Source organism: Streptomyces coffeae (assembly GCF_016741875.1).
Lineage (GTDB): Bacteria > Actinomycetota > Actinomycetes > Streptomycetales > Streptomycetaceae > Streptomyces > Streptomyces coffeae.
This window is the reverse complement of record NZ_JAERRF010000038.1, coordinates 19,799-41,258: the sequence shown is the minus strand read 5'-3', so window position 1 is coordinate 41,258 and position 21,460 is coordinate 19,799. Positions and strand designations below refer to the sequence as shown.

11 protein-coding genes are annotated in these 21,460 nt (G+C 70.8%); 9 read left to right on the top strand and 2 right to left on the bottom strand.

What is annotated here, in order from left to right; all coding sequences use genetic code 11:
• Nucleotides 1–63: 63 nt before the first annotated feature.
• The 5 genes from JK363_RS36960 (at nt 64) to JK363_RS36940 (ending at nt 14,400) form a co-directional block, all read left to right on the top strand.
• Nucleotides 64–7,446, top strand: a complete 7,383-nt coding sequence (locus JK363_RS36960) for a beta-ketoacyl synthase N-terminal-like domain-containing protein (protein WP_201882291.1) — start codon at nt 64–66, stop codon at nt 7,444–7,446.
• 40 nt (nt 7,447–7,486) lie between these two features.
• Nucleotides 7,487–9,121 (top strand): PfaD family polyunsaturated fatty acid/polyketide biosynthesis protein, encoded by a 1,635-nt coding sequence (locus JK363_RS36955; RefSeq protein ID WP_201882289.1) that lies wholly within the window; start codon nt 7,487–7,489, stop codon nt 9,119–9,121.
• Nucleotides 9,118–10,848, top strand: coding sequence for an acyl-CoA dehydrogenase family protein (locus JK363_RS36950; RefSeq protein WP_201882287.1), 1,731 nt, complete (start codon nt 9,118–9,120; stop codon nt 10,846–10,848). Before JK363_RS36955 ends, JK363_RS36950 begins: the two co-directional genes overlap by 4 nt.
• 9 nt (nt 10,849–10,857) lie before the next feature.
• Nucleotides 10,858–12,654: an acyl-CoA dehydrogenase family protein gene (locus JK363_RS36945; protein ID WP_201882285.1), complete on the top strand. Its 1,797-nt coding sequence runs from the start codon at nt 10,858–10,860 to the stop codon at nt 12,652–12,654.
• 120 nt (nt 12,655–12,774) lie between these two features.
• A complete protein-coding gene (locus JK363_RS36940; RefSeq protein ID WP_236076429.1) occupies nt 12,775–14,400 on the top strand; it encodes an FAD-dependent oxidoreductase in 1,626 nt (541 codons plus the stop codon).
• A 60-nt stretch (nt 14,401–14,460) separates the two neighbouring features.
• Here JK363_RS36940 and JK363_RS36930 read toward each other — a convergent pair whose 3' ends face one another.
• Nucleotides 14,461–15,081 (bottom strand): MerR family transcriptional regulator, encoded by a 621-nt coding sequence (locus tag JK363_RS36930; RefSeq protein ID WP_201882283.1) that lies wholly within the window; start codon nt 15,079–15,081, stop codon nt 14,461–14,463.
• A gap of 90 nt (nt 15,082–15,171) precedes the next feature.
• On the opposite strand from JK363_RS36930, the gene JK363_RS36925 reads away from it, so the two are divergent.
• Together JK363_RS36925 and JK363_RS36920 are read left to right on the top strand one after the other, a co-directional pair.
• Entirely contained in the window at nt 15,172–15,612 is a 441-nt protein-coding gene (locus JK363_RS36925; protein ID WP_201882281.1) for a DUF3291 domain-containing protein, read from the top strand.
• A 119-nt stretch (nt 15,613–15,731) separates the two neighbouring features.
• Nucleotides 15,732–17,201, top strand: a complete 1,470-nt coding sequence (locus JK363_RS36920; protein WP_372444928.1) for an MFS transporter — start codon at nt 15,732–15,734, stop codon at nt 17,199–17,201.
• A 341-nt stretch (nt 17,202–17,542) separates the two neighbouring features.
• Here JK363_RS36920 and tnpA read toward each other — a convergent pair whose 3' ends face one another.
• Nucleotides 17,543–17,953: an IS200/IS605 family transposase gene (gene tnpA, locus JK363_RS36915; protein ID WP_201882279.1), complete on the bottom strand. Its 411-nt coding sequence runs from the start codon at nt 17,951–17,953 to the stop codon at nt 17,543–17,545.
• Nucleotides 17,954–17,979: 26 nt separating this feature from the next.
• On the opposite strand from tnpA, the gene JK363_RS36910 reads away from it, so the two are divergent.
• Both JK363_RS36910 and putP read left to right on the top strand, forming a co-directional pair.
• Entirely contained in the window at nt 17,980–19,233 is a 1,254-nt protein-coding gene (locus JK363_RS36910; RefSeq protein WP_372444927.1) for an RNA-guided endonuclease InsQ/TnpB family protein, read from the top strand.
• 266 nt (nt 19,234–19,499) lie between these two features.
• Nucleotides 19,500–21,422 (top strand): sodium/proline symporter PutP, encoded by a 1,923-nt coding sequence (gene putP / locus JK363_RS36900; protein ID WP_236076428.1) that lies wholly within the window; start codon nt 19,500–19,502, stop codon nt 21,420–21,422.
• Nucleotides 21,423–21,460: the final 38 nt, after the last annotated feature.

Below are 21,460 nucleotides of genomic sequence, written 5' to 3'. Positions count from 1 at the left end.
ACGGTCTTCCCGTGTCCTGGCCGTCCAGGACCGGCCACCCTTGAGAAGGGATCCCCAGCTCTCATGAGCACGTACGCCATCGTCGGCCTCTCCTGTCTGTTCCCGGGAGCGCGGACGCCCGCCGAGTTCTGGCGCAATCTCCGCTCCGGCGCGGACAGCCGCCGCGAGGGCGGCCAGGAGGTCTTCGGCGCCATCCCCGAGGAGAGGGACCTCGACCCGCAGCACACCATCTACTGCCGCCGGGGCGGCTTCATCACCGGCTTTGACTTCGATCCCAGCGGGTACCGGCTCGACCCCGGCCACCTCGCCCGCCTCGACCGGCTCTTCCACTGGTCGCTGCACGTCACCCACGAGGCGCTCCACGACAGCGGCCACGCCGAGCGGCCCGACCTCCTCGCCCGCGCCGGCCTGGTCCTCGGCAACTACTCGTTCCCCACGCCGACGTCGGCGAAGGTGAGCGTGCCGCTTGCGCAGGAGGCCGTGCTCGAGGGCTTGCGCCGCGCCGGGCTCCCGGAGCTCGCCGGGCTGCCCACGGGCGCCCCGCTGGTCGACGAGGCGCCGCTCACGGAGGAGAACCTCAGGGTCAGCGGCTCTCCCGCCGGGGTCACCGCCGCCGCCCTCGGCCTCGGCGGCCCCCGCTATGCCCTGGACGCGGCCTGCTCCTCCGCCCTGTACGCGCTCAAGCTGGCCTGCGACCACCTCGCCACCGGCCAGGCCGATCTGATGCTTGCGGGCGGTGTGTGCGCCCCCGACCCGACCCTGATCCACCTGTCCTTCTCCGACCTGGGCGCCTACCCGCGCGACGGGTTCAGCCAGCCCTTCGACCGCCGCTCCGGCGGCATCCTCACCGGGCAGGGCGCGGGCATGGTCGCGGTGAGACGGCTCGCGGACGCGGTGCGCGACGGCGACACGATCTACGCGGTCGTCGAGGGCATCGGGCTCACCAACGACGGCAGCGGCCGCCACCTGCTGGTACCGCAGGTACAGGGCCAGCTCGGCGCGTACGAACTCGCTTACACGGATACGGAGTTCGGGCCCGAGCAGGTCGACTACGTGGAGTGCCATGCCACTGGTACGCCCATCGGTGATGCCGTCGAGGCCGAGTCCGTGGCCCGGTTCTTCGGCGGCGCGGGCAAGGTACCGCTGCTCGGCTCGGTCAAGGGCAACATCGGGCATCTGCTCACCGTCGCGGGCCTGAGCAGCCTCCTGAAGGTGATCGTCGCGATGGGGGAGGGCCATCTGCCGCCGACCATCGGCGTGGACCGGCCGATCGAGTCCGAGGACGGCACGGTCGGCGCGCCCGTCCTGGTCCGCGAGGGGCGCCCATGGCCGGACCGCGGTGGGCCGCGCCGCGCGGCGGTCTCCGCCTTCGGTTTCGGCGGGACCAACGCGCACGTGGTCCTGTCGAACACGCCGTCCCGGAGCGAGGAGGACGAGCCGCGGGCCGCGCCCGCTCTCGACATCGTCGGCCTCGGGGCCCGCTTCGGCTCCCTCGACGGCGTCGAGGAGTTCGAGCAGGTGGTGCACAGCGGAGCCGACGCCTTCGCGCCGCTGCCCGAGCGGCGCTGGCGCGGCCTGGAGCAGACCTCCGGCGGCTCGCTGGAGCGGCGGGCCGGGATCACGCCGGACGCGCTGCCGCAGGGGGCGTTCGTCGACGGCGTCGCCATCGACCCGGTCGACCAGAAGATCCCGCCCACCGACCTGCGTACCTACAACGTCCAGCACGTCTTGGCGACCAAGGTCGCCGACGAGGCGCTGCGCGACGCCGGGTACAGCCGCGCCGAGGGCGCCAAGGCGCCCGCGCCGCGCCGGATCGCCGTCGTCGTGGCGATGGAGACCGAGCCGTACAGCCACGCCCGGCTCACCCGCTACGGCCTCGCCGCGTTCCTGCGCGAGAGTTACGAGCGCGCGGGTCTGAGTCTCACGGAGGAGCAGCGGGCCGCGCTCGCCGCCGCGGCCCGGGACGCGGTGGTCGACCCGATCACCGCCAACGAGGTGCTCAGCTACATCGGCAACGTCATGGCGAGCCGCATCTCCTCGCTGTGGAACCTCACCGGCCCCTCCTTCACGCTCTCCTCCGAGGGTTCCGGCACCGCCGCCGCCCTGGAGACCGCGCGCCTGCTGCTGCTCGACCCGACCATCGAGGCCGTCCTCGTCGGTGCCGTCGACATGACCGGCTCGGCCGAGCAGACCCTGCTCGCGCCGGCGGCGGCCGCCGCGGCGGGCCTGACCTTCGGCGACGGCGTCCGGGGCAGCCGCGTCGGCGAAGGCGCGGGCGCCGTCGTCGTCACGCGCCCCGACGAGGATCGCCGGGCAACCGACCGTGTGTACGCGCGTCTTGAATCCCTGGCCGTGCGGCACGCCGCCCCCGTCGCCGGGGCCGTGCCCACCGCTGACGTCGACATGCTCGCCCGGGCCGCCGGGGCCGCGCTCGCCGAGGCCGGGATCGCGGCCGCCGACATCGAGTACGTGGAGGCCCATGCGGGCGGCGCCGCCGACCTGGACCGCGCCGAGATCGCCGCGCTCGCCCGCACGTACCCGGCCGGCCGGGACGGTGAGCGGGGAGTCGCCCTCGGCAGCGCCGCAGCGCAGGTCGGCACCGCCGGGTGCGCGGGGGCCATGGCTGGTCTGATCCGCACGGTGCTCTGCCTGCACCACGGCTATCTGCCCGGCACGAAGGGCTGGCGCCGCCCCGCCGACGACCTGGCCGACGCCTTCGCCGCCTCCGCCCTGTACGTGCCCGAGGCGTCCCGCCCCTGGCTGCGCCGCGCCCAGGGCGTCCGCCGCCACGCCGCCGTCAACGTCCTCGGCTCCGGCGGCATGTGCGGCCATCTGGTGCTCTCCGCCGACGCCACGCGCGGCGCCGTCGCACGAACCGACTGGCGCCGCGCGGGGGGCCCGGTGCTGCTTCCGCTCGCCGCCGACTCGCTCGACGGGTTGCTCGCGGAGATCGAGCGGCACCGCACGCTCCTGGAAGACGGCGGCGACGGCGCCATCGACCCGTACGCACTCGCCCGCGAGGCCGTTGAGCGGCTGCGCCGGTTCCCGCCGTCGGCGCCGCGCGCCGTCTTCGTCGGTAAGGACGCCGCCGAGCTGCGCGCCCAGCTGAACCTCGCAGTCAAGGGCGTCGCCGACGCATACGCCCGGGGCGGCGAGTGGGCCACCCCGGCCGGGACCTTCTTCACCGCGCGGCCCATCGGCCCCGACGGCAAGGTCGCCCTGGTCTACCCGGGCGCCTTCAACTCCTACCCCGGCCTCGGCCAGGACTTCTTCCGGGCCTTCCCGGGCCTGCTCGATCGGTTCGAGGCGCAGGCCGCCGAGCCCGCCCGGCTGCTGCGCGCGCACCGGCTCTACCCCCGCGCCCACGTCGCCCCGGAACGCCGGGACTTCATGAAGCTGGAGGCGGCGCTGGGGGAGGACGTGCCGTTCATGCTCGCCACCGGCACCAGCTTCGCCATCCTCCACACCGACCTCGTCCGCGAGACGCTCGGCCTCACGGCTCACGGCGGCTTCGGCTACAGCCTCGGCGAGTCCAGCATGCTGCACGCCACCGGCGGCTGGCGGCAGGAGGGCCGCCGGGACGACCTGATCAGCAACACGCCGATTTTCCAGGACCGGTTGTGCGGCGCCCGTCGCACCGTGCGCGAGCTGTGGCGGCTGCCGCGGGACATCCGGGACGACGCCATCTGGGCCTCATACGTGCTGCTCACCGACGCCGACCCGGTGCGTACGGCCCTCGCCGCGTACGACCGGGTGTACCTCACGCACGTCAATACGCCCGGCGAGCTGGTGATCGCCGGTGATCCGGCCCAGTGCCGCGCGCTCGTCGAGGAACTGGGCTGCCCGGCGGCCCGCTCCCCGGTCAGCGTGGTCATGCACTGCCCGGTCGTCGACTCCGAACTCGACGGCCTGGCCGGGCTCAACGACTACCCGACCGGCCCGGTCGACGGCCTTGAGCTGCTGAGCGCGTACGACTACGAGGCGCTGACCCGTGCGGACGGCGGTGTCGTGGCATCCGAAGGCAGCCTCGACCGCAAGGAGGTCGCCCGGCGCATCGCGCACACCCTGCGCTCCCCGATCGACTTCCCTCGCCTGGTGCGCACCGCGTACGACCGCGGTTTCCGCTACTTCATCGAGGTGGGTCCGAGCGCGACCTGCTCGCGCTGGGTCCGCGACACGCTCGGCGACGCGCCGCACGTCGCGGTCCCTGTCGACCGGCGCGGAGTCCCGGCCACCCGGTCGGTCGCCCAGCTCCTCGCCCGCCTGGTCGGCCATGGCCTGGACGTCGACCTGGAGTCCCTGCTCGCCGCACCCCCGCCCCGGCCCGGGCACGGCCGCGCCACCCGGTTCCGGGTGGGCGGCGGCACCCCGGTGCCGGACCGGATCGCCCGTGCCGTCCATGAACTCGCCACCGGGGACGGCCCGTTCGCCGCCCGGTACCCGGCCCCTGTTCCTGTACCACCGGAGGAACCCGCCCTCATGCCCGCCGACCCGACCCTCGCCGAGGAGACGATCGCCTTCGACGGCGAACCGATCTCCGTGCTGCCGTTCGCGCCGACGGCACCCAAGGCCGTGCCCGCGGCGACCGCCTCCGCGACACCCGCGACCCTGACGACCTCGGCGGCAACTCCGCATTCAGGGAAGCCTGTTGAGGTGGCGTCCGCTTCTGTGGCCCGTGCGCGGGAGGCGTCTGCCGCCGCGGATGTCGTGCGTGAGCTGCGTCGGCAGATGCTCGCCACGCACTCCGTGGTCATGGAGACCCAGAGCGTCCTGCAGCTGACTGCGCTCAGCACGACGGAGGCACTGCTCGACGGGGCGGCCGACACGCGGGCCGCCCCGAGCTCGTCCGCTGGTCCCAGCGCGCTCGAGCGGCCCGCGTCGGCCGCAGAGCCTCTGCATGCCGTCGAGGCCGCACCGGCCGCGCAGGCGCTTCCGGCGCCCTCGTCCTCCTACGACAACCAGCCTGCCCCCGCCCATGAGGGCGCCGCCCTCCCCGCGAGCGAGCGCACCGCAGGTGACCGCTCCCGCCCCGATGACGTCGTCTGGGACGAGAAGGACCTCCTCGAGTTCGCCAGCGGCCGCGTCGCCGGCGTCTTCGGGCCCGAGTTCGCCGTCATCGACGAGTACGCCAAGCGTGTGCGGCTTCCCGCGCCCCCGTACCACTTCGTCACCCGCGTCACCCGCGTCGAAGCCACTCCGGGCCAGCTCAAGCCATCGAAGATCACCAGCGAGTTCGACATCCCGGAGGACGCCTGGTACGCGGTAGACGGCGGCGTGCCCCCAGCCGTCACCGTCGAGGCGGGCCAGTGCGACCTGCTGCTCGTCAGCTACCTGGGGATCGACTTCCGCAACAAGGGCGAGCGCGTCTACCGGCTGCTCGACAGCTCCCTGATCTTCCACGGACCGCTGCCGCGCACCGGGCAGACCCTGCGCTACGACATCTCCATCGACCGCTTCGTCCACCAGGGCGACACGACGATCTTCTTCTTCAGCTACCTCTGCTACGCCGACGGCGAGCTGATCCTCGAACTCAGGGACGCCTGCGCCGGGTTCTTCAGCAAGCAGGAACTGGACACGCCGCTGGGCGTCGTCATGTCCGAGAAGGAGAAGGCCGAGCGGGCCGCGCGCGCGGCTCTGCCGAAGAAGACCTTCAAGCCCCTTGCGTACACCGACAAGGACCACCTCACCCCGGACGACCTGGAACTGCTCGCGCAGGGCACCCCCGGAGAGGTGTTCGGGCCGCATCACGCCCAGGACCCGGGCATCAACCCTGCCCTCAAGCTGCCGGTCGCCGCGCTGCGGATGGTCGACGAGGTCACCATCGACCGCACCGGCGGCTCGTACGGCCTCGGTACGCTCAGCGCGATCAAGCGGCTTGAGCCGGGCGCCTGGTACTTCGCGTGCCACTTCCCGGACGACCCGGTGCTCGCGGGCTCCCTCGTCGCCGAGGGCGCCGTGCAACTGTTGCAGATCTACCTGCTCCACCAGGGCATGCACCTGACGTTGCCGGACGCCCGGTTCCAGACCATGACCGACCTGCGGATCGATGTGCAGGTGCGTGGCCAGATCACGCCGGAGCACCAGGAGATCCGCTACGAGGTCGAGGTCACTGAGGTGACACTGCTCCCGCGCCCCTCCGTGGTCGCGGACGTCCTGATCCACCTCGGCGACAAGCCGGTGATCCGGATGCGCAACCTCGGCCTGCAGGTCCTGGAGAAGGAGGGCACCCCGTACCGCCCGGAGGAAGGCGGTGTGCCCGCCTTCCTCGGCCGCCGCAACCGCAGTGGCGAGCCCGCGATGATCAACGAGATGCACCTGGCACACGCCGCCAAGGGCGACCTGGGTATGGCGATGGGCCCGGAGTTCGACATCTACGGCGAGCGCCGCGCGCCCTACATTCCAGGCGGCGACTTCAAGTTCGTCGACCGCGTCATGCGGCTCAGCGGCACCCGCGGCGACCTGAGCCCGGGCTCGGAGATGGTCGCCGAGTACGACTCGGCGCCGGACTCCTGGTACTACCGTGAGAACTCCTTCCCGCACATGCCGAACTGCGTGTACATGGAGTCCTCGCTACAGGCGGCGATCTTCCTCGGCTACTACCTCGGCGCCACCCTGAAGAACCCCGAGCAGGAGTACTCGATCCGCAATCTCGGCGGGCGCGCCACCCTTGTCAAGGACATCGACCTGCGCGGCAGGACCATCCGACACCACTCCAGGCTCCTGATGACGAGCGCGGTCCAGGGCGCGGTGCTGCAGAACTTCTCGTACGAGCTCTCCGCCGACGGCGAGGTCTTCTACACCGGTGAGTCGCTCTTCGGCTACTTCAGCGAGGTCGCCCTCACCAACCAGGTCGGCCTGGACAACGGCGCGTACGTCCCCCCGTGGCTGGAGCGGGAGCTGCCGGACCCCACGCGCGTGCGCACCATCGACCTCCGCGGTGAGGACGCCCCGGCCTTCCGCGACCCTTCCGGCGGCCGGCTGTACCTGCCCGGCGGCCACTTCGCTCTGGTCGACGAGGTCCGGTTGGTGGCCGACGGCGGTCGCCACGGCGCCGGATACCTGCACGGCCGGCGGGTGATCCGGCCTGACGAGTGGTACTTCGACTGCCACTTCCACCGCGACCCGGTCATGCCCGGCTCCCTCGGCGTGGAGGCGGTGCTTCAGGCGTTGCGCCTCTTCGTCATCGAGGAGGAGCTCGCCGACGGCTACGCACGGCCCCGCTTCGCGATGGCCACAGACGTCGAGATGAGCTGGAAGTACCGCGGCCAGATCCTGCGCCACGACGGCGAGATGAGCTTCGACGCGCACGTCAAGGAGGTCCGCCGGGAGGACGGTCGACTCCTGGTGATCGCCGACGCCGAGCTGTGGAAGCCGGGCCTGCGCATCTACGAACTCACCGATGTCGCCATCGAGGTCCGCCCGGACACCGATGCCGCCCACGCCTGACGGACACCCCGCGCACCCGGCCCAAGGAGCAACGCACTTCATGCAACCCCACGAGACCCCCTATCACTGGCACGGGGAGCAATACCCGAGCACCGATCCGGCGGGCATCTACGCCGCGCTCTCCGACCTCGACAAACCCTGCCACCTGACGGTCACGCCACAGGGTGTCGGCGCCGTCTCCGGCGGCGTCGTCACGGCGGGTGGCACCGCCCACGACGGACTGCCGCTGCTCGCCGCTGTCGAGGCGCTGCCGCCGCGCCGCCTCGGCTCGGCCGCATTCCGCACCGCGCACGGAGTCAGCCTGCCGTACATGGCAGGGGCGATGGCGGGTGGCATCGCCTCCGCGGACATGGTGATCGCCCTGGCCCGCGCGGGCTTCCTCGGCTCGTTCGGCGCGGCGGGCCTGCTGCCGTCCACCATCGAGAAAGCCCTGGTGCGCTTCGCGGCCGAGATCCCCGGCCTGCCGTACGCCGTCAACCTCATCCACAGCCCCAGCGAGGAGCGCCTGGAGAGGCAAGCCGTGGAGCTGTTCCTGGGCCGCGGGGTGCGCTGCGTCGAGGCGTCCGCCTATATGAACCTGACGCCGCATGTGGTGCGCTACCGTCTCGCGGGCCTGCGCCGCGGCCCTGACGGCCAGGTCATCGCCGAGAACCGCCTGATCGCCAAGGTCTCCCGGCCGGAGACCGCCGAGCGGTTCATGCGGCCCGCCCCGGCCGCGATCGTCGCCCGGCTGTGCGAGCAGGGACTGATCACCGCTGAACAGGCCGAGCTGGCTCACCTGGTGCCGCTCGCCGTAGACATCACCGTCGAGGCCGACTCCGGCGGCCACACCGACCGCCGCCCGCTGCCCGCGTTGCTGCCGCCGATCCTGCGCCTTCGTGACACCGTGCAGCGCGAGTACCGCTACCCGGAACCGATCCGGGTCGGCGCCGCGGGCGGTCTGGGCACCCCGGTCGCGGTCGCCGCCGCCCTCGCGATGGGCGCCGCGTACGTGGTGACGGGCTCGGTCAACCAGGCGTGCCTGGAGTCCGGCGCGTCCCCGGAGGCCCGTGCGCTGCTCGCCGAGGCGGACATCGCCGACTGCGACATGGCCCCGGCCGCCGACATGTTCGAGATGGGCGTGCAGCTGCAGGTCCTCAAGAAGGGAACATTGTTCCCGATGCGGGCGCGCCGCCTCTACGAGCTGTATACGGCGTACGACGGTCTGGAGGCGCTGCCCGCCGGAGAGCGCGAGAAGCTGGAGAGGCAGATCTTCCACCGCCCCCTCGACGACGTGTGGCAGGACTGCGTCGCCTACTTCGAGCGCCGTGACCCCGAGCAGCTGCGGCGCGCCGAGGGCAGCCCCAGGCGCAGGATGGCCCTGGTCTTCCGCTGGTACCTGGGCATGGCCTCGCGCTGGGCGGTCATCGGCGAGCCCGACCGCGTGATGGACTACCAGATCTGGTGCGGCCCCGCGATGGGGAGCTTCAACGACTGGGTCACCGGCAGTTACTTGAAGAACCCGAGTAACCGCCGGGTCGCCGACGTCGCCCACCACCTGATGCGCGGCGCCGCCTTCCACACCCGCCTGGCCCGGCTGCGCACAGCGGGGGCCCACATCCCCGCGGCCGCCGCGCACTACCTGCCGGTGCCACTCGACACGTCCGTGACCGGCCGTTCGGCGGAACCCCGATGAGCGAGCCGGCACCCGAGGCAGTGCGGAGCGAAAGCACACCCGACGGCGCCCTCACGCCCGAGGCCCTGGAGGAACTGCTCGGCGACCCGGACGACCCCACCAACCCGTACGGCTTCGCGGCCGCCGTCGACCGTGACGAGCGTGACGCGTTCCCCACCGCTCTCTGCCGAGCCCTCGTCGATGCGGGCTTCCACCTCAACTACCTGCCCAAGGAGTGGGGCGGCGGCTTCGAGTCCTTCGACCGCAGTCTGACCCTGGTACGGGCGGCGGCGCGCCGCGATGTCAACGTCATGCCCGGCACGATGTTCAGCATCATCGCCGCGACGTGCCTGCAACTGCACGGGCGCGAGGAGCAGCGCGAGCGGGTCGCCGCGATCCTGCGGCGCGGCGGCGCGGTCGCCTTCGCGCTCACCGAGGCCGATCACGGCAGCGAACTCCTCGCCAATGAGGTGGAACTGGCCGACGGCGTGCTGCGCGGCGAGAAGTGGCTGGTCGGCAACGGCCTGCGCGCCGAGGCCCTGTACGTCGTCGCCCGCACCGGGCCGCGAGGCTCCGGCGCGTTCTCCGCGCTGCTCCTGGACGGGTCACAGATGTCCGACGGCCGCCTGGTGCGGTTGCCCGCGCCGCGTACCGGCGGTATGCGCGGCATTGACCTGGCACGGATCCGCTTCGACGCGCTGCCGGTGCCGGAGAGCGCGCTCGTCGGCAAGGCGGGCGAGGGCCTGGAGATCGCGGTCAAGGCCCAGCAGGCGGTCCGTCTGATGAGCATGGCGGGCTCGCTCGGTATCGCGGACAGCGCGCTGCGGCTCACCGCGGAGTTCGCCGCCGACCGCCGCGTCGGCCGCGCGGCACTCGCCGAAGTCCCCTACGCCCGCCGCGAGCTGGCGACCGCCTCGGCCGCGCTGCTCGCCGCCGACGCGGTGGCGCTCGCCGCTGCCCGGGGCGTCCACGGCTTCCCCGAAGCGTTCAGCGTATGGGGCCCGGTCGCCAAGCACGTCGTGGCGGAGGCGTCCGGCGATCTGGTGCGGCGCTGCGGCGGCGTCCTCGCGACCCGCTCCGTGCTGCGTGACGGCGCGCCCGGCGCGGGCGTCTTCCAGAAGCTCCAGCGGGACACGGCGGTGGTGCGCGTGATCGACGCGAGCCCGCTCGCCAACCTGCGGTCGTACGCGGGGCAGCTGCCGACCCTGCTGCGGGCCCGGGCCACGGCGGACCCGGACGCCCTGCCCGGCGTGCTCCGGCTCGACGCCCCGCTGCCGCCCTACCGGCCCGGCCACCTCGACCTGGTCACGCGCGGTGCCGACCCGCTCCTGAGCGGGCTCGCGGAAGCAGCTGCCAAGGTGCCGGGCCCGGCCGAAGTGGCCGGTCTCATCGGCCGGTTGACCGACGCGGTGGCCGCGCTGCCGGACGAGGCCGACGCCGCGCGCCGCCCCGGCGCCGACCCCAACGCTCTGGTGGACCTCGCCGAGCGGTACGCCTGGCTGCACAGCGCGGCCGCCTGTGTCCACCTGTGGGCGGCCAACCGCAACCGGGCCATGTACGGGGCGGAGCCCGGCTCGGCAGAGTGGCTCGGCGCGTCCGTCGGCTACCTGCTCGCCCGCGCTGGGGGCGTCGACCCGCGCCGCCACGCTGCCGCCCTGGCCCCCGCGTTCGACGTGGTCGCCGCGCTGTGCGACCGCCACCTGCTGTGCACCGCGCAGCCCGTACGGCTCGCCGAAACCACCGCCTAGGAGAAGTTCATGCCCAAGGCCGATATGGCCGCCCTGGCGGCCCGGCTCGAAGCGCACCTCGGCGACCCGCACGCCCCGGCGAGCCGTATGCCGTTCACGCGTGTCCTGGACCTGGACGAGCGTGAGGAGTACCCGTACATGTTCGTGAACATGCTGCGCGACTGGGGCGTGCCCGAGTACTCGCTCCCAGGCGAGCAGGGCGGCAAGGCGGGCGATGTGGAGGCCGGGTTCAGCCTGGTGCGGCTCATCGCCCGCCGCGACCCCACCACAGCGACCGCCCTCATCGTCACGAACCTGGCCTTCATGGCGGTCTGGATCGCCGGGAGCGACGAGCAGAAGTGGGCCGTCGTCGACGCCGTCAAGCGCGGCACCCGCCTGGCCTGGGGCCTGTCCGAGCGCGCGTACGGCAGCGATCTGCTCGCCAACGCCATGACCGCCCGCAAGGTCGAGGGAGGCTACCGTCTCACCGGTGAGAAGTGGCTCATCGGCAACGCCACGTGGTCCGACGCGGTGGTTGTCTTCGCCCGTACCGGCGAGCGCCCGGGCGCCGCCGCTTTCTCCATCTTCCTGATGGAGAAGCGCAAGACCCCGGCCGGCGCGGTCGAGGAGCTGCCCCGCGAGAGGCTGCACGGGCTGCGTGCGATGGACATCAGCGGCATCCGCGTTGATGACGTCTTCCTGCCGGACTCCGCGCTCATCGGCTCCGAGGGCCAGGGCCTGGAGATCGCCCTGAAGGCGACGCAGACGGCCCGCGCGCAGATCAGCAGCATCGCGATGTCCGCCGTCGACACCGGCCTCAGGCTCACCCTCGACTTCACCGAGGAGCGTGTCATCCTCGGCAAGCCGGTCAGCGACATCCCGTACAGCAGGCGGCAGCTGACGGAGGTCTTTGCCGACCTGATGGTCACCGACGCGGTCAGCCTGGGCGCCGTACGCGGCCTGCAGGCGGCGCCTGAGCAGGTCAGCGTCTCGTCGTCGGTCACCAAGTACTTCGTGCCGACGCTGCTCGAAGCCACCATGTCGCAGCTGAGCGTGGTGCTCGGCGCCCGCTTCTTCCTACGCGGCCACCCGCACTACGGCATGTTTCAGAAGCTTCTGCGCGACTTGGTGGTGGCGAACTTCGCCGACGGCAACACCGTGGTCAACCTGCGGAACCTCGGCCACCAGCTGCCGCAGCTGCTGACCTGCGCCACCACTGCGGACGAGGAGGCGCGGCTGGCCGCCGCCGACCGGGCCGCGGTCCTGTACGGCATGGCGCGGGAGCTGCCGCCGTACGAGCCGTGGAAGCAGGAGCTGTCCAGCCGGGGCGGTAGGGACGACACGCTGCTCGCCGCGCCCCACGCGGTACGGCGCCTGCGCGAGCTGGCGGGTGAGGCGGAACAGCAGGAGCGCGGCTGGCTGCTGCGCGCCGCCGACACGGCCGACGAACTGCTGGCGCACACGACGCTGCTGCGCGAGCGCTGCGACGCCCTCCGTGCCGAACTGGGCCGGGAGTTCGGGCACTCCGCCGAACTCTTCGACCTGGCGAAGGAGTACAGCCTGCTGCATGCCGTGGCCGCGTGCGTCCTCACGTACGTGCACTCGCACACCGCGCTCGACGCCCCGCTGCCCAGCGGTGCCGTCCTCCTGCTCCAACTGGAGCGGCTGCGCCGCAAGGTCCGGCCGTACGAGGCGGTCACCGACCATGCCGTGGTCGACGAGGTGATGCGGGTCCTGCGCCGGCTGTATCGGGAGCACCGGCTCTTCTCGCACTGGGCCTTCCCGCTGGCCGAGCCCACGGCCGACGTGTCCGCCGCCCGCCACTGAGGCAGGAGGACGCATTGAGCCCCGTGCCCGCCCTCGGCCCGGTGGATGGTGGCCGCGGACGTGGCGAACACCCTGACATCCGTCATTTCGACCTTCGAACCCTGGAGTAAAGGACATCCCATGCCTGTTGAGCACAAGCCGCGCGTGGCCGTCGTCGGAGCCGGAGTGGCCGGCGTCTCCGCCGCGTACCACCTGCGCGAGCACGCGCACATCACCCTGTACGAGCGCGAGGGCCACCTCGGCGGCCACGCCCACACCGTCGAGGTCGAGGACAACGGCCGCACCCTCGGCATCGACACGGCGTTCGTGGTCTTCAACGAGCCCGCGTACCCCAATCTGACCGCGTTCTTCCGGGAGCTGGACGTCGAGGCCGTCGAACACCCCGGGGGCTTCAACTTCTTCGACCTTGAGTCCGGGGTCGAGTACGGCACCCGGGAGCTGGTCCTGGAGGAGGACGAGGTCGTCGGCCGCTACCCGGAGGAGTTCGTCGGCATCTGGCGCGAGGCCCGTCGCTTCCACACCGAGAGCCGCAAGGACTTCCTGCACCAGAAGACCGACGTGCCGCTCGGCGCATACCTCGACCGGCGTGGCTACAGCCAGGAGTTCCGCAACTCGTACGTGATTCTGCTCTGCGCGGCCGTGTGGTCGGTGCCCGCCGAGCTGGTCTGGGAGATGCCGGCCTCCACCGTGATCGCCTTCTACATGGGCCACGACGAGGGCGGGCTCGGTGGCCGCCGCGTCGACTGGCGCACCGTCGGCGGCGGTTCGATCTCCTACGTTCGCAAGGCGATCGCCGCCATCGGGGCTGAGGTGCGCACGTCCGAGCCGGTCACCGGCGTTCACCAGGATTCCGAAGGGGTCACTGTGCGCACCGCGTCGGGCAGCGAGCGGTTCGACTTCGTGGTGGTGGCCACCCACGCGGACCAGGCGCTGGCCCTGCTGGAGAACCCCACGGAGCGGCAGCGGACCGTCCTGGCGCCGGTCCGGTACAACGGTTCACACGTCGTTCTGCACACCGACGCCTCGGTGATGCCGGCGGACCGCTCGCGCTGGGAGGCGTGGAACTACGGCAAGGTCGCCGTGGACGGCGAGCAGCGCACCTATGTCGCGTACTACATGAACAAGCTGCAGGGCTTCACCGCCGAGAAGGACTACTTCGTCACGCTCGACTACCCCGGCGATGTGGACCCGGCAAAGGTGATCGCCGAGTTCCCCTACAGCCACCCGGTCATCGACGTCCCCGTGCGCGAGCTGCAGAAGGACATCTACGACGTCAATGAGGGCCCGCGAGTGAAACTGTGCGGCTCGTACTTCCACTCCAAGCGGCTGGGCCGGGACCAGATCGGTTCCCATGAGGCGGCCTTCTCCTCCGGCGCCGAGGCGGCGGCACAGCTGCTGCGCGAAATCGGCGGGGGGAGGGCGGGCGAACCCTCGCTGGCCGGTTGGGACATCGCGGCGGCGGACCACGGCGAGTGGATTCCGTGGGGCTCCTGTGGCAAGGCGCGCGCCCGGATCGTGGCCCAGGCCGACGGCTACCACGTCGCGCTGGTCGAGGCCGAGGCCGGCTACCGGACCGACCCTCACGTACACCAGCACGCGGAGTTCCTGTACCTCATCGAGGGGCGGGTGAGCAACCAGGGTCGGACCATCACCACGGGCGGCGCGTTCGCGGCGGCCGCGGGCTCCGTGCACGATGCCTTCGTCTCCGAGACGCCCGTGCGCTACGTGTCGATCTTCAAGCTGTGACGAGGTGAGGAAGGGCGCTTGGAGGTCCGGGCGCCCCTCCCCGTCTCTTCGGGGACGCGGTCAGGCCCTGTGGCGCCTGGCCGACTCGTCCTCCTGCGCGAGCCGTCGCAGTGCCAGGAGCACGGGTTCGAGGAGCACGGTGAGGACCACCGCGCGTTCGGCTCGCTCCAGCGGGTCGTCCGTGTCCCGCAGCTGGTCGAGATCGAGCACGGCGCAGCGCCGGGCCAGTTCCGCATAGGGCAGCAGGGTCCGCCAGCCGATGTCCACCCCCAGGGAGCGCAGGGTCGTCAGGCTCTCGGCGATGACCTGCTTGGCGGGAGCGTAGTCGGAGATCTCCCATTCGACCGCCCTCAGCAGCTCGTCCACTTCGTCGAACGACTCCTTGGTCGGCTCGGCGGCCGCCTTGTCGACCGGCCGTGCGCCCAGGACCAGTCCGAGCACCTCGTGCATGTCGGAGGCGTGCTCGGAGACACCTGCGAGGACCTCCTTGGTCTCGCTCACCGAGAGCCCGCGCACGCCGACCAGGGCGCGGACGAGGCGGAGGCGGCGCAGGTGGAGCTCGCTGTAATCGGCTTGGTTGACGGCGGTGGCTTGCCCCTGGGGGAGCAGGCCTTCCCGCAGGTAGTACTTGATCGTCGCGACCGGTACTCCGCTCCTGCGGCTGAGTTCGGACATGCGCATGCTGGTTCCGCTCCCTTGTGGATAGTGGATAGCTCTATAGTCTACTGTGGAGAGCGGTACTCTCCACTATCCGCATAGAAGGGCGGCACGGTGCCGACACTTCCCTGGACTACTCCGAATCCGGCCACTCCCGGGACGCGGGCGCTGGTCATGGCATCCCGATTCGAGGTGCGCTCGATGCGTGACGTGCCGCGCTTCTTCCTGAAGTCCCTCAGCGCCTGGAGACAGGTGAAGAAGGCACCCGGCGCGCTCGGTGCCTCACTCATCGCGCAGCCGCTGAAGCGCACCTTCTTCACGCTCTCCGCTTGGGAGAGCCAGGAGGCGCTCTACACCTACGCCAGTGCCGAACCGCACCGCACCATCATGACCGGCCTGCGCTCCACCATGCGGAGGTCGACCTTCGACTTCTGGCAGGTGCCCGTCGAGGACCTCCCCGTCACGTGGGACGACGCCAGGCTCCGACTGCGCGCCAAGCGCGCCGTGGACGCCGAGTGCGGCGCGGACGGGGCCGCGGCGGGTTCCCAGAACTGACCACCCAAGCCTCCCGGTCCGGGGGACCCCCGCTCCCGGGCCGGGAGCCCTCTCTGCCCTCCCCGTACCTGCTTCTCCCTACCTCGCCCGGACGAGACCAAGCTGAGGATTGATTGCGCATGACCATGCTGAAATCCGCAGGTGAGGCACCTGCCCAGGCTCCCGGGGGGCGCACCGTCCCTGCGTGGCTGACCATCGTCGCGTGCAGCGTCCCGATGTTCATGGTGGCGCTGGACAACCTGGTCGTCTCCACGGCGCTGCGGACCCTGGCCGTCGAGTTGAAGGCGTCCACCTCCGACCTCCAGTGGTTCGTCAACGCCTACGTCCTGACCTTCGCCTGCCTCCTGCTGACCGCCGCCGGGCTCGGCGACCGCTTCGGACGGCGCAAGGTCTTCGTCCTCGGCATCATCGTCTTCACCGCCTCGTCCGTCGCCTGCGGCCTCGCCGAAACCACCGGCCAGCTCATCGCCGGGCGCACCCTTCAGGGCTTCGGGGCCGCGGCCGTCATGCCGTTGTCCCTGACGCTGCTCGCGGCGGCCGTCCCCGAGCGCAAGCGCGGCCTGGCGCTCGGCCTCTGGTCCGGCATCAGCGGTCTGGCCGTGGCGGGCGGGCCGGTGGTGGGCGGTGCCGTGGTCGACGGCCTGGACTGGCAATGGATCTTCTGGGTCAACGTGCCCGTCGGCGTGGTGGCCGTACCGCTGGCGCTATGGGCACTCAAAGAGAGCTCGGTGCCCGACACCCGGGTCGACCTGCCGGGCATGGTGCTCGCCACCGGCGCACTCTTCGGGATCGTCTGGGCGATCGTCAACGGCGAGCAGGACGGTTGGGCTTCGGGCCGCATCCTGGGCATGTTCGCCGCGGGCGCGATGCTGCTCGTGCTGTTCATCCTGTGGGAGCGCCGAGCCCCCAGCCCCCTTCTGCCGCTCGGCTTCTACCGGTCCCGCGCCTTCGTGCTGAGCAACGTCGTCTCGGCGACCATGTACTTCGGGGTCTTTGGCTCCATCTTTCTGCTCGCGCAATACCTTCAGATCGCCCCTGCGCGCACCCCCCTGCACGCGGGCGTGCTGACCTTGGCCTGGACACTGATGCCCATGGTCATCGCCCCGATCGCCGGCATATTGACCGACAAGGTCGGCGGTGGACGCCTGATGGCCCTCGGTCTTTTCCTGCAGGCCGTCGGTCTCGCCTGGATCAACCTGGTGGCCACCGACGACACCCCCTACTCCAAGTTCGTCACCGCCATGATCCTCGGCGGTACGGGCATGGGCTTCGCCATCGCGCCCACCGCGGCGGTCGTACTGGCATCGGTCTCCAGGGAGCACGAGGGCAAGGCGTCCGGTGCCAACGCCACCTTCCGCGAGATCGGCGGCGCCCTCGGCATCGCCGTCCTGAGCACCGTCTTCGCCAACAGCGGCAACGACCGCAGCGCCCCGGCCTTCGTCGACGGACTGCACCCCGCGGTGTGGGTCGGCGTGGGAGTGGTGCTTTTCGGCGCCCTCTGCGGCCTGCCCATCCCGCGCAAGCCCCGGCCCAACGGGAGCGCCGCAACCACTGAGGAACCCTGCGCCGAGGAACCGGTCAAGACCTGACCGCCCCGCGAACCGGTACTCCAAGGCCGGGCCGCCCCCAGCCGCCTGGTGCGGTTGGGCCTCCGCCGTTACCGGTCGACAGGGGATGACGGTGATCGTACCGGGCGGGCGTCTCTCACCCGCCGTCGGTCAGGGGAGGGTGACCACACGCGCCGCGCCCCGCCTGCCGTGGCGGCACCGTGCCGGCTTCTCCTTCCGACGCCGTGCTGCCTCGGGACGACAGCGCGTCCGGAGGTGCTACGAACTTAGGCTCCCTGCATGGGAGTTACCGGGACTCTTGCAGAAAGCCCCGGCGTTCACGCCGGGGATGAATGCATCTCAAGGCTGCTCTGACGTGCACTTTAGAGCGGACGTTTTTGCTGCTCGATGTACTGGCGGACGATCGCCAACGGTGCTCCGCCGCACGATGCGGAGAAATACGAGGGCGACCACAGGTGTCCGTACATGATGGCGCGGTTGATCCGGCCGGTGAACTCCTGTCGTATCCGGCGGGCGGAGACGCCCTTGAGGCTGTTGACCAGCTTGGAGACGGCGACCTTGGGCGGGTAGTTGATCAGGAGGTGGACGTGATCGCGTTCACCGTTGAACTCCTTCAGCTCCGCCTCGAAGTCCTCGCACACCTTGCGCATGATCTCTTCGCAGCGTGTCAGCATCTCGTCGTCAAACACCCCGCGCCGGTACTTCGTCACAAAGACCAAATGCACATGCATCGCCGAAACAACATGCTGCCCCGCTGATAGTATTCTGCTCATCCAATGAGACCAATCGTAGTAGCATCGTGGATGTGCAACTCCGCTACAACTACCGGGCCTACCCGGATGCCACCCAGCGCCGTGCGCTGGCGAGTGCGTTCGGATGCGCCCGCGTGGTGTGGAACGACTGCCTGCGCGACCGCAAGGAAGCACACGCAGCGGGGCTGCCGTATGTGAAGTCGGCGGAGTTGTCCCGGCTTCGCATCACCCAGGCCAAGCGCACCGCCGAACGGGCCTGGCTCGCCGATGTGTCGGCGGTCGTCCTGCAACAGTCGCTTCGGGACCTCGACGCCGCCTGCAAGAACTTCTTCGACAGCCTCAAGGGCAAGCGGCAGGGCCGGAAGGTCGGGCCGTCCCGGTACAAGTCGAAGAAAGGCACCCGGCAGTCGATCCGCCTCAACACCAACGCCTTCTCCCTTCAGGAGAACGGCACGGTGTACGTGGCCAAGGTCGGCAACCTCAACGTCACATGGTCCCGCCGACTGCCGGCCGCACCCACGTCCCTGACCATCACCAAAGACAGCTCCGGCCGGTACTTCCTCAGCTTCGTCGTGGACACCGAGCCGGACATCCTCCCGCAGGCGGAGACCGACACCGGTATCGACCTCGGCCTGTCCGCCTTCGCGGTCCTGTCCGACGGCCGGAAGATCGACAGCCCCCGCTTCCTGCGCCGGGCCGAGAAGAAACTCAAGCGTCTACAGCGGGCGCTGTCCCGCAAGGCCAGGGGATCGAAGAACCGGGCCAAGGCCCGCATCAAAGTCGCGCGCCAGCACGCCAAGGTGGCCGACCGGCGCCGGGACTGGCACCACAAGGCATCCACACAGATCATTCGCGACAACCAAGCGGTGTATGTGGAAGACCTCGCGGTGTCCGGCCTCGGCCGCACCCGCCTCGCCAAGTCCGTGCACGACGCGGGATGGTCCGCGTTCGTCGGCATGCTCCAGTACAAGGCGGTCAAGCACGGCCGCACCTTCGCCACGGTGGACCGGGCCTTCCCGTCCTCTCAGGTCTGCTCGGCCTGCGGATTCCGGGACGGCCCCAAGCCCCTGCACATCCGAAAGTGGACGTGCGGCGAGTGCGGCACCATGCACGACCGCGACCACAACGCAGCCCGCAACGTCCTCTTCGAAGGACGCCGTATCGTCGCCGCCGGACGGGCGGAGACGCTCAACGCCTTGTGGAGCGCCGGTGAGACCAGGACGAAAGTCCCGGCACAGCGCGTTGAAGCAGGAAGCCCCCGGAAGGGTCAGACAACCCAGGCCGGAATCCCTGGACTTTAGGCCAGGGAGCACGTCAATCTCCGGGAGACCGTCGTGTGCGCCCCAGCAGGGCGCGGCCTGCCCTTGGGCCGGGTCTTTGTGGTCGTGGTGATGAGTTCGCCGGCTGGTAGCCCCGGACTCGACGGTCCACCGCCGCCGACGGACCTCGGCCTCGTCGAGCGGCCCGAGCTGCAGTCGAACGAGGCTCATCTCAGCGGGGTAACACGACCCGGGTGACCCGTCACCCCTAGCGGTCGCGCAGCGTCCGGGTTCGATGGAAGCACTTCATGGTCTTCACGCAGACCTTCGACGCGGGTATCGTGTGCCGCTCCCTGGAACGGCTCATCGGTCACTGCGACCGCAAGGTGTACCTCGTCGTGGGCGGTCACTCCGCCCACTGCTCCCGCGCGGTCCGTGACTGGCTGTCCGAGCACGCCGACCTGATCGACCCGCACTTCCTGCCGTCGTACTCACCAGGCTCAACCTCGATGAGCTGGTATCAACGCCGATCTCCAGCGCAACCTGCCCATGCACAGCAGACCTACACCCAAGCCCAACTCGCACCTGAAACAGGCAAGTTCGTCCACCGACGCCAGCCCCAGCCGCACATCGTCCGCGGCAACTTCCACGGGCCACAGGTCCGCTACGTCCTCGAATGGAACCCCAGCAGCCAGGGAGCAGTGGTGACACCCCTGATCGTACCCGTCATGATCACATTTGGGATATTCCTGCTCGCCATGGTGTTCGTGGGTATCTTGACGTATCAGGACACCTTGACGTTCTCCGACTTCGCGCTGGGCGGGCGTCGGCTGAGTGCGCCGATGGCGGCCCTGTCCGCGGGAGCCAGTGACATGTCCGGCTGGCTGTTCCTGGGACTGCCCGGCGCCGTCTATGCGGCCGGGATCGGCGCCTCGTGGATCGCCGTCGGTCTCGCCATCGGCACCTACCTCAACTGGCTCCTGGTCGCACCGCGATTGCGCACATACACCGAGCTGGCCGGTGACGCGAAGACCCTCTCGGCCTATCTGGAGGAGCGGTTCGAGGACCGCAGCAGAATGCTGCGCGTGGTCTCGGCAACGGTCACCGTCGTCTTCTTCACCGTCTACGTGGCGAGCGGTCTCCTGGCAGGGGGTGTGCTGTTCGAGGAGATCTTCGGTGGCGGCTTCGACTTCGCGCTCACCGTCTTCGCCGTGGTGATCGTGATCTACACCGTGCTGGGCGGCTTCCGCGCGGTGAGTGCGACTCACTCGGTGCAGGCGACGATGATGTTCTGCGCGGCCGCGGCACTCCCGGCGATCGGCATCGCGACGCTGGGCGGATTCGGTGCGCTGCACGGCGTACTGACGCGCAAGACTCCGTCCCTGTTGGAGATGGGGGGCCAGGCCGGATTCGACGGCAGCCAGTGGACTTCCGCCGGGCCGCTCGGTGCGGTGGCGGTGGTCTCCCTGCTCGCCTGGGGACTGGGCTACTTCGGCCAGCCCCACATCCTGGCGCGCTTCATGAGTATCCGCAGCACCCGCGAGATTCCCCGGGCCCGCCGTATCGGTGTGGTTTGGGTGGTCGTCTGTCTGGCGGGCGCCTCGACCGTGGGGCTGGTGGGGATCGCCGCGCTCGACCAGCCGCTGAAGAATCCGGAGACCGTCTTCATCGCGCTCTGCGCCCAGCTGGTCAATCCCTGGGTCGCAGGCCTCCTGCTGGTCGGAGTGCTCGCCGCGATCAAGTCCACCGCGGACAGCCAGCTGTTGGTCTCGGCGATGGCTCTGACCGAGGACTTCTACCGGGCGTTCGTCAACCGGCAGGCCTCTGATGCGTCGATGGTGCTGGCGGCTCGGGCGACGGTGGTGGCCGTCGCCGTGGCGGCCTACGTCATCGCGCTCAGCGGCGGTGCCGTACTGGACATCGTCGCGTACGCCTGGGCGGGCTTCGGCTCGGCCTTCGGGCCGGTGATCCTGCTGTCGCTCTACTGGCCGCGCATGACGCGGGCTGGGGCGATGGCCGGCATCGTGACGGGAGCGGCCACCGTCGTCCTGTGGAAGCACATCGACCCGCTCCTCGGTCCGCTGCAGTCGGGCGTCTACGAGATGGTGCCGGGGGTGCTCGCGGCCACCGTGGCGACGCTGCTCTTCGGCGCATTCGTCGGCCGCCCGCCGCGCCGCACCTGGTCGGGACCCATGGAGCAGGAGCCCACGGCGACGGTGCCGGTCAGCTGAGCATCACCGCCGGAGGCGGCGTGGTGTTCGTCGTCGGC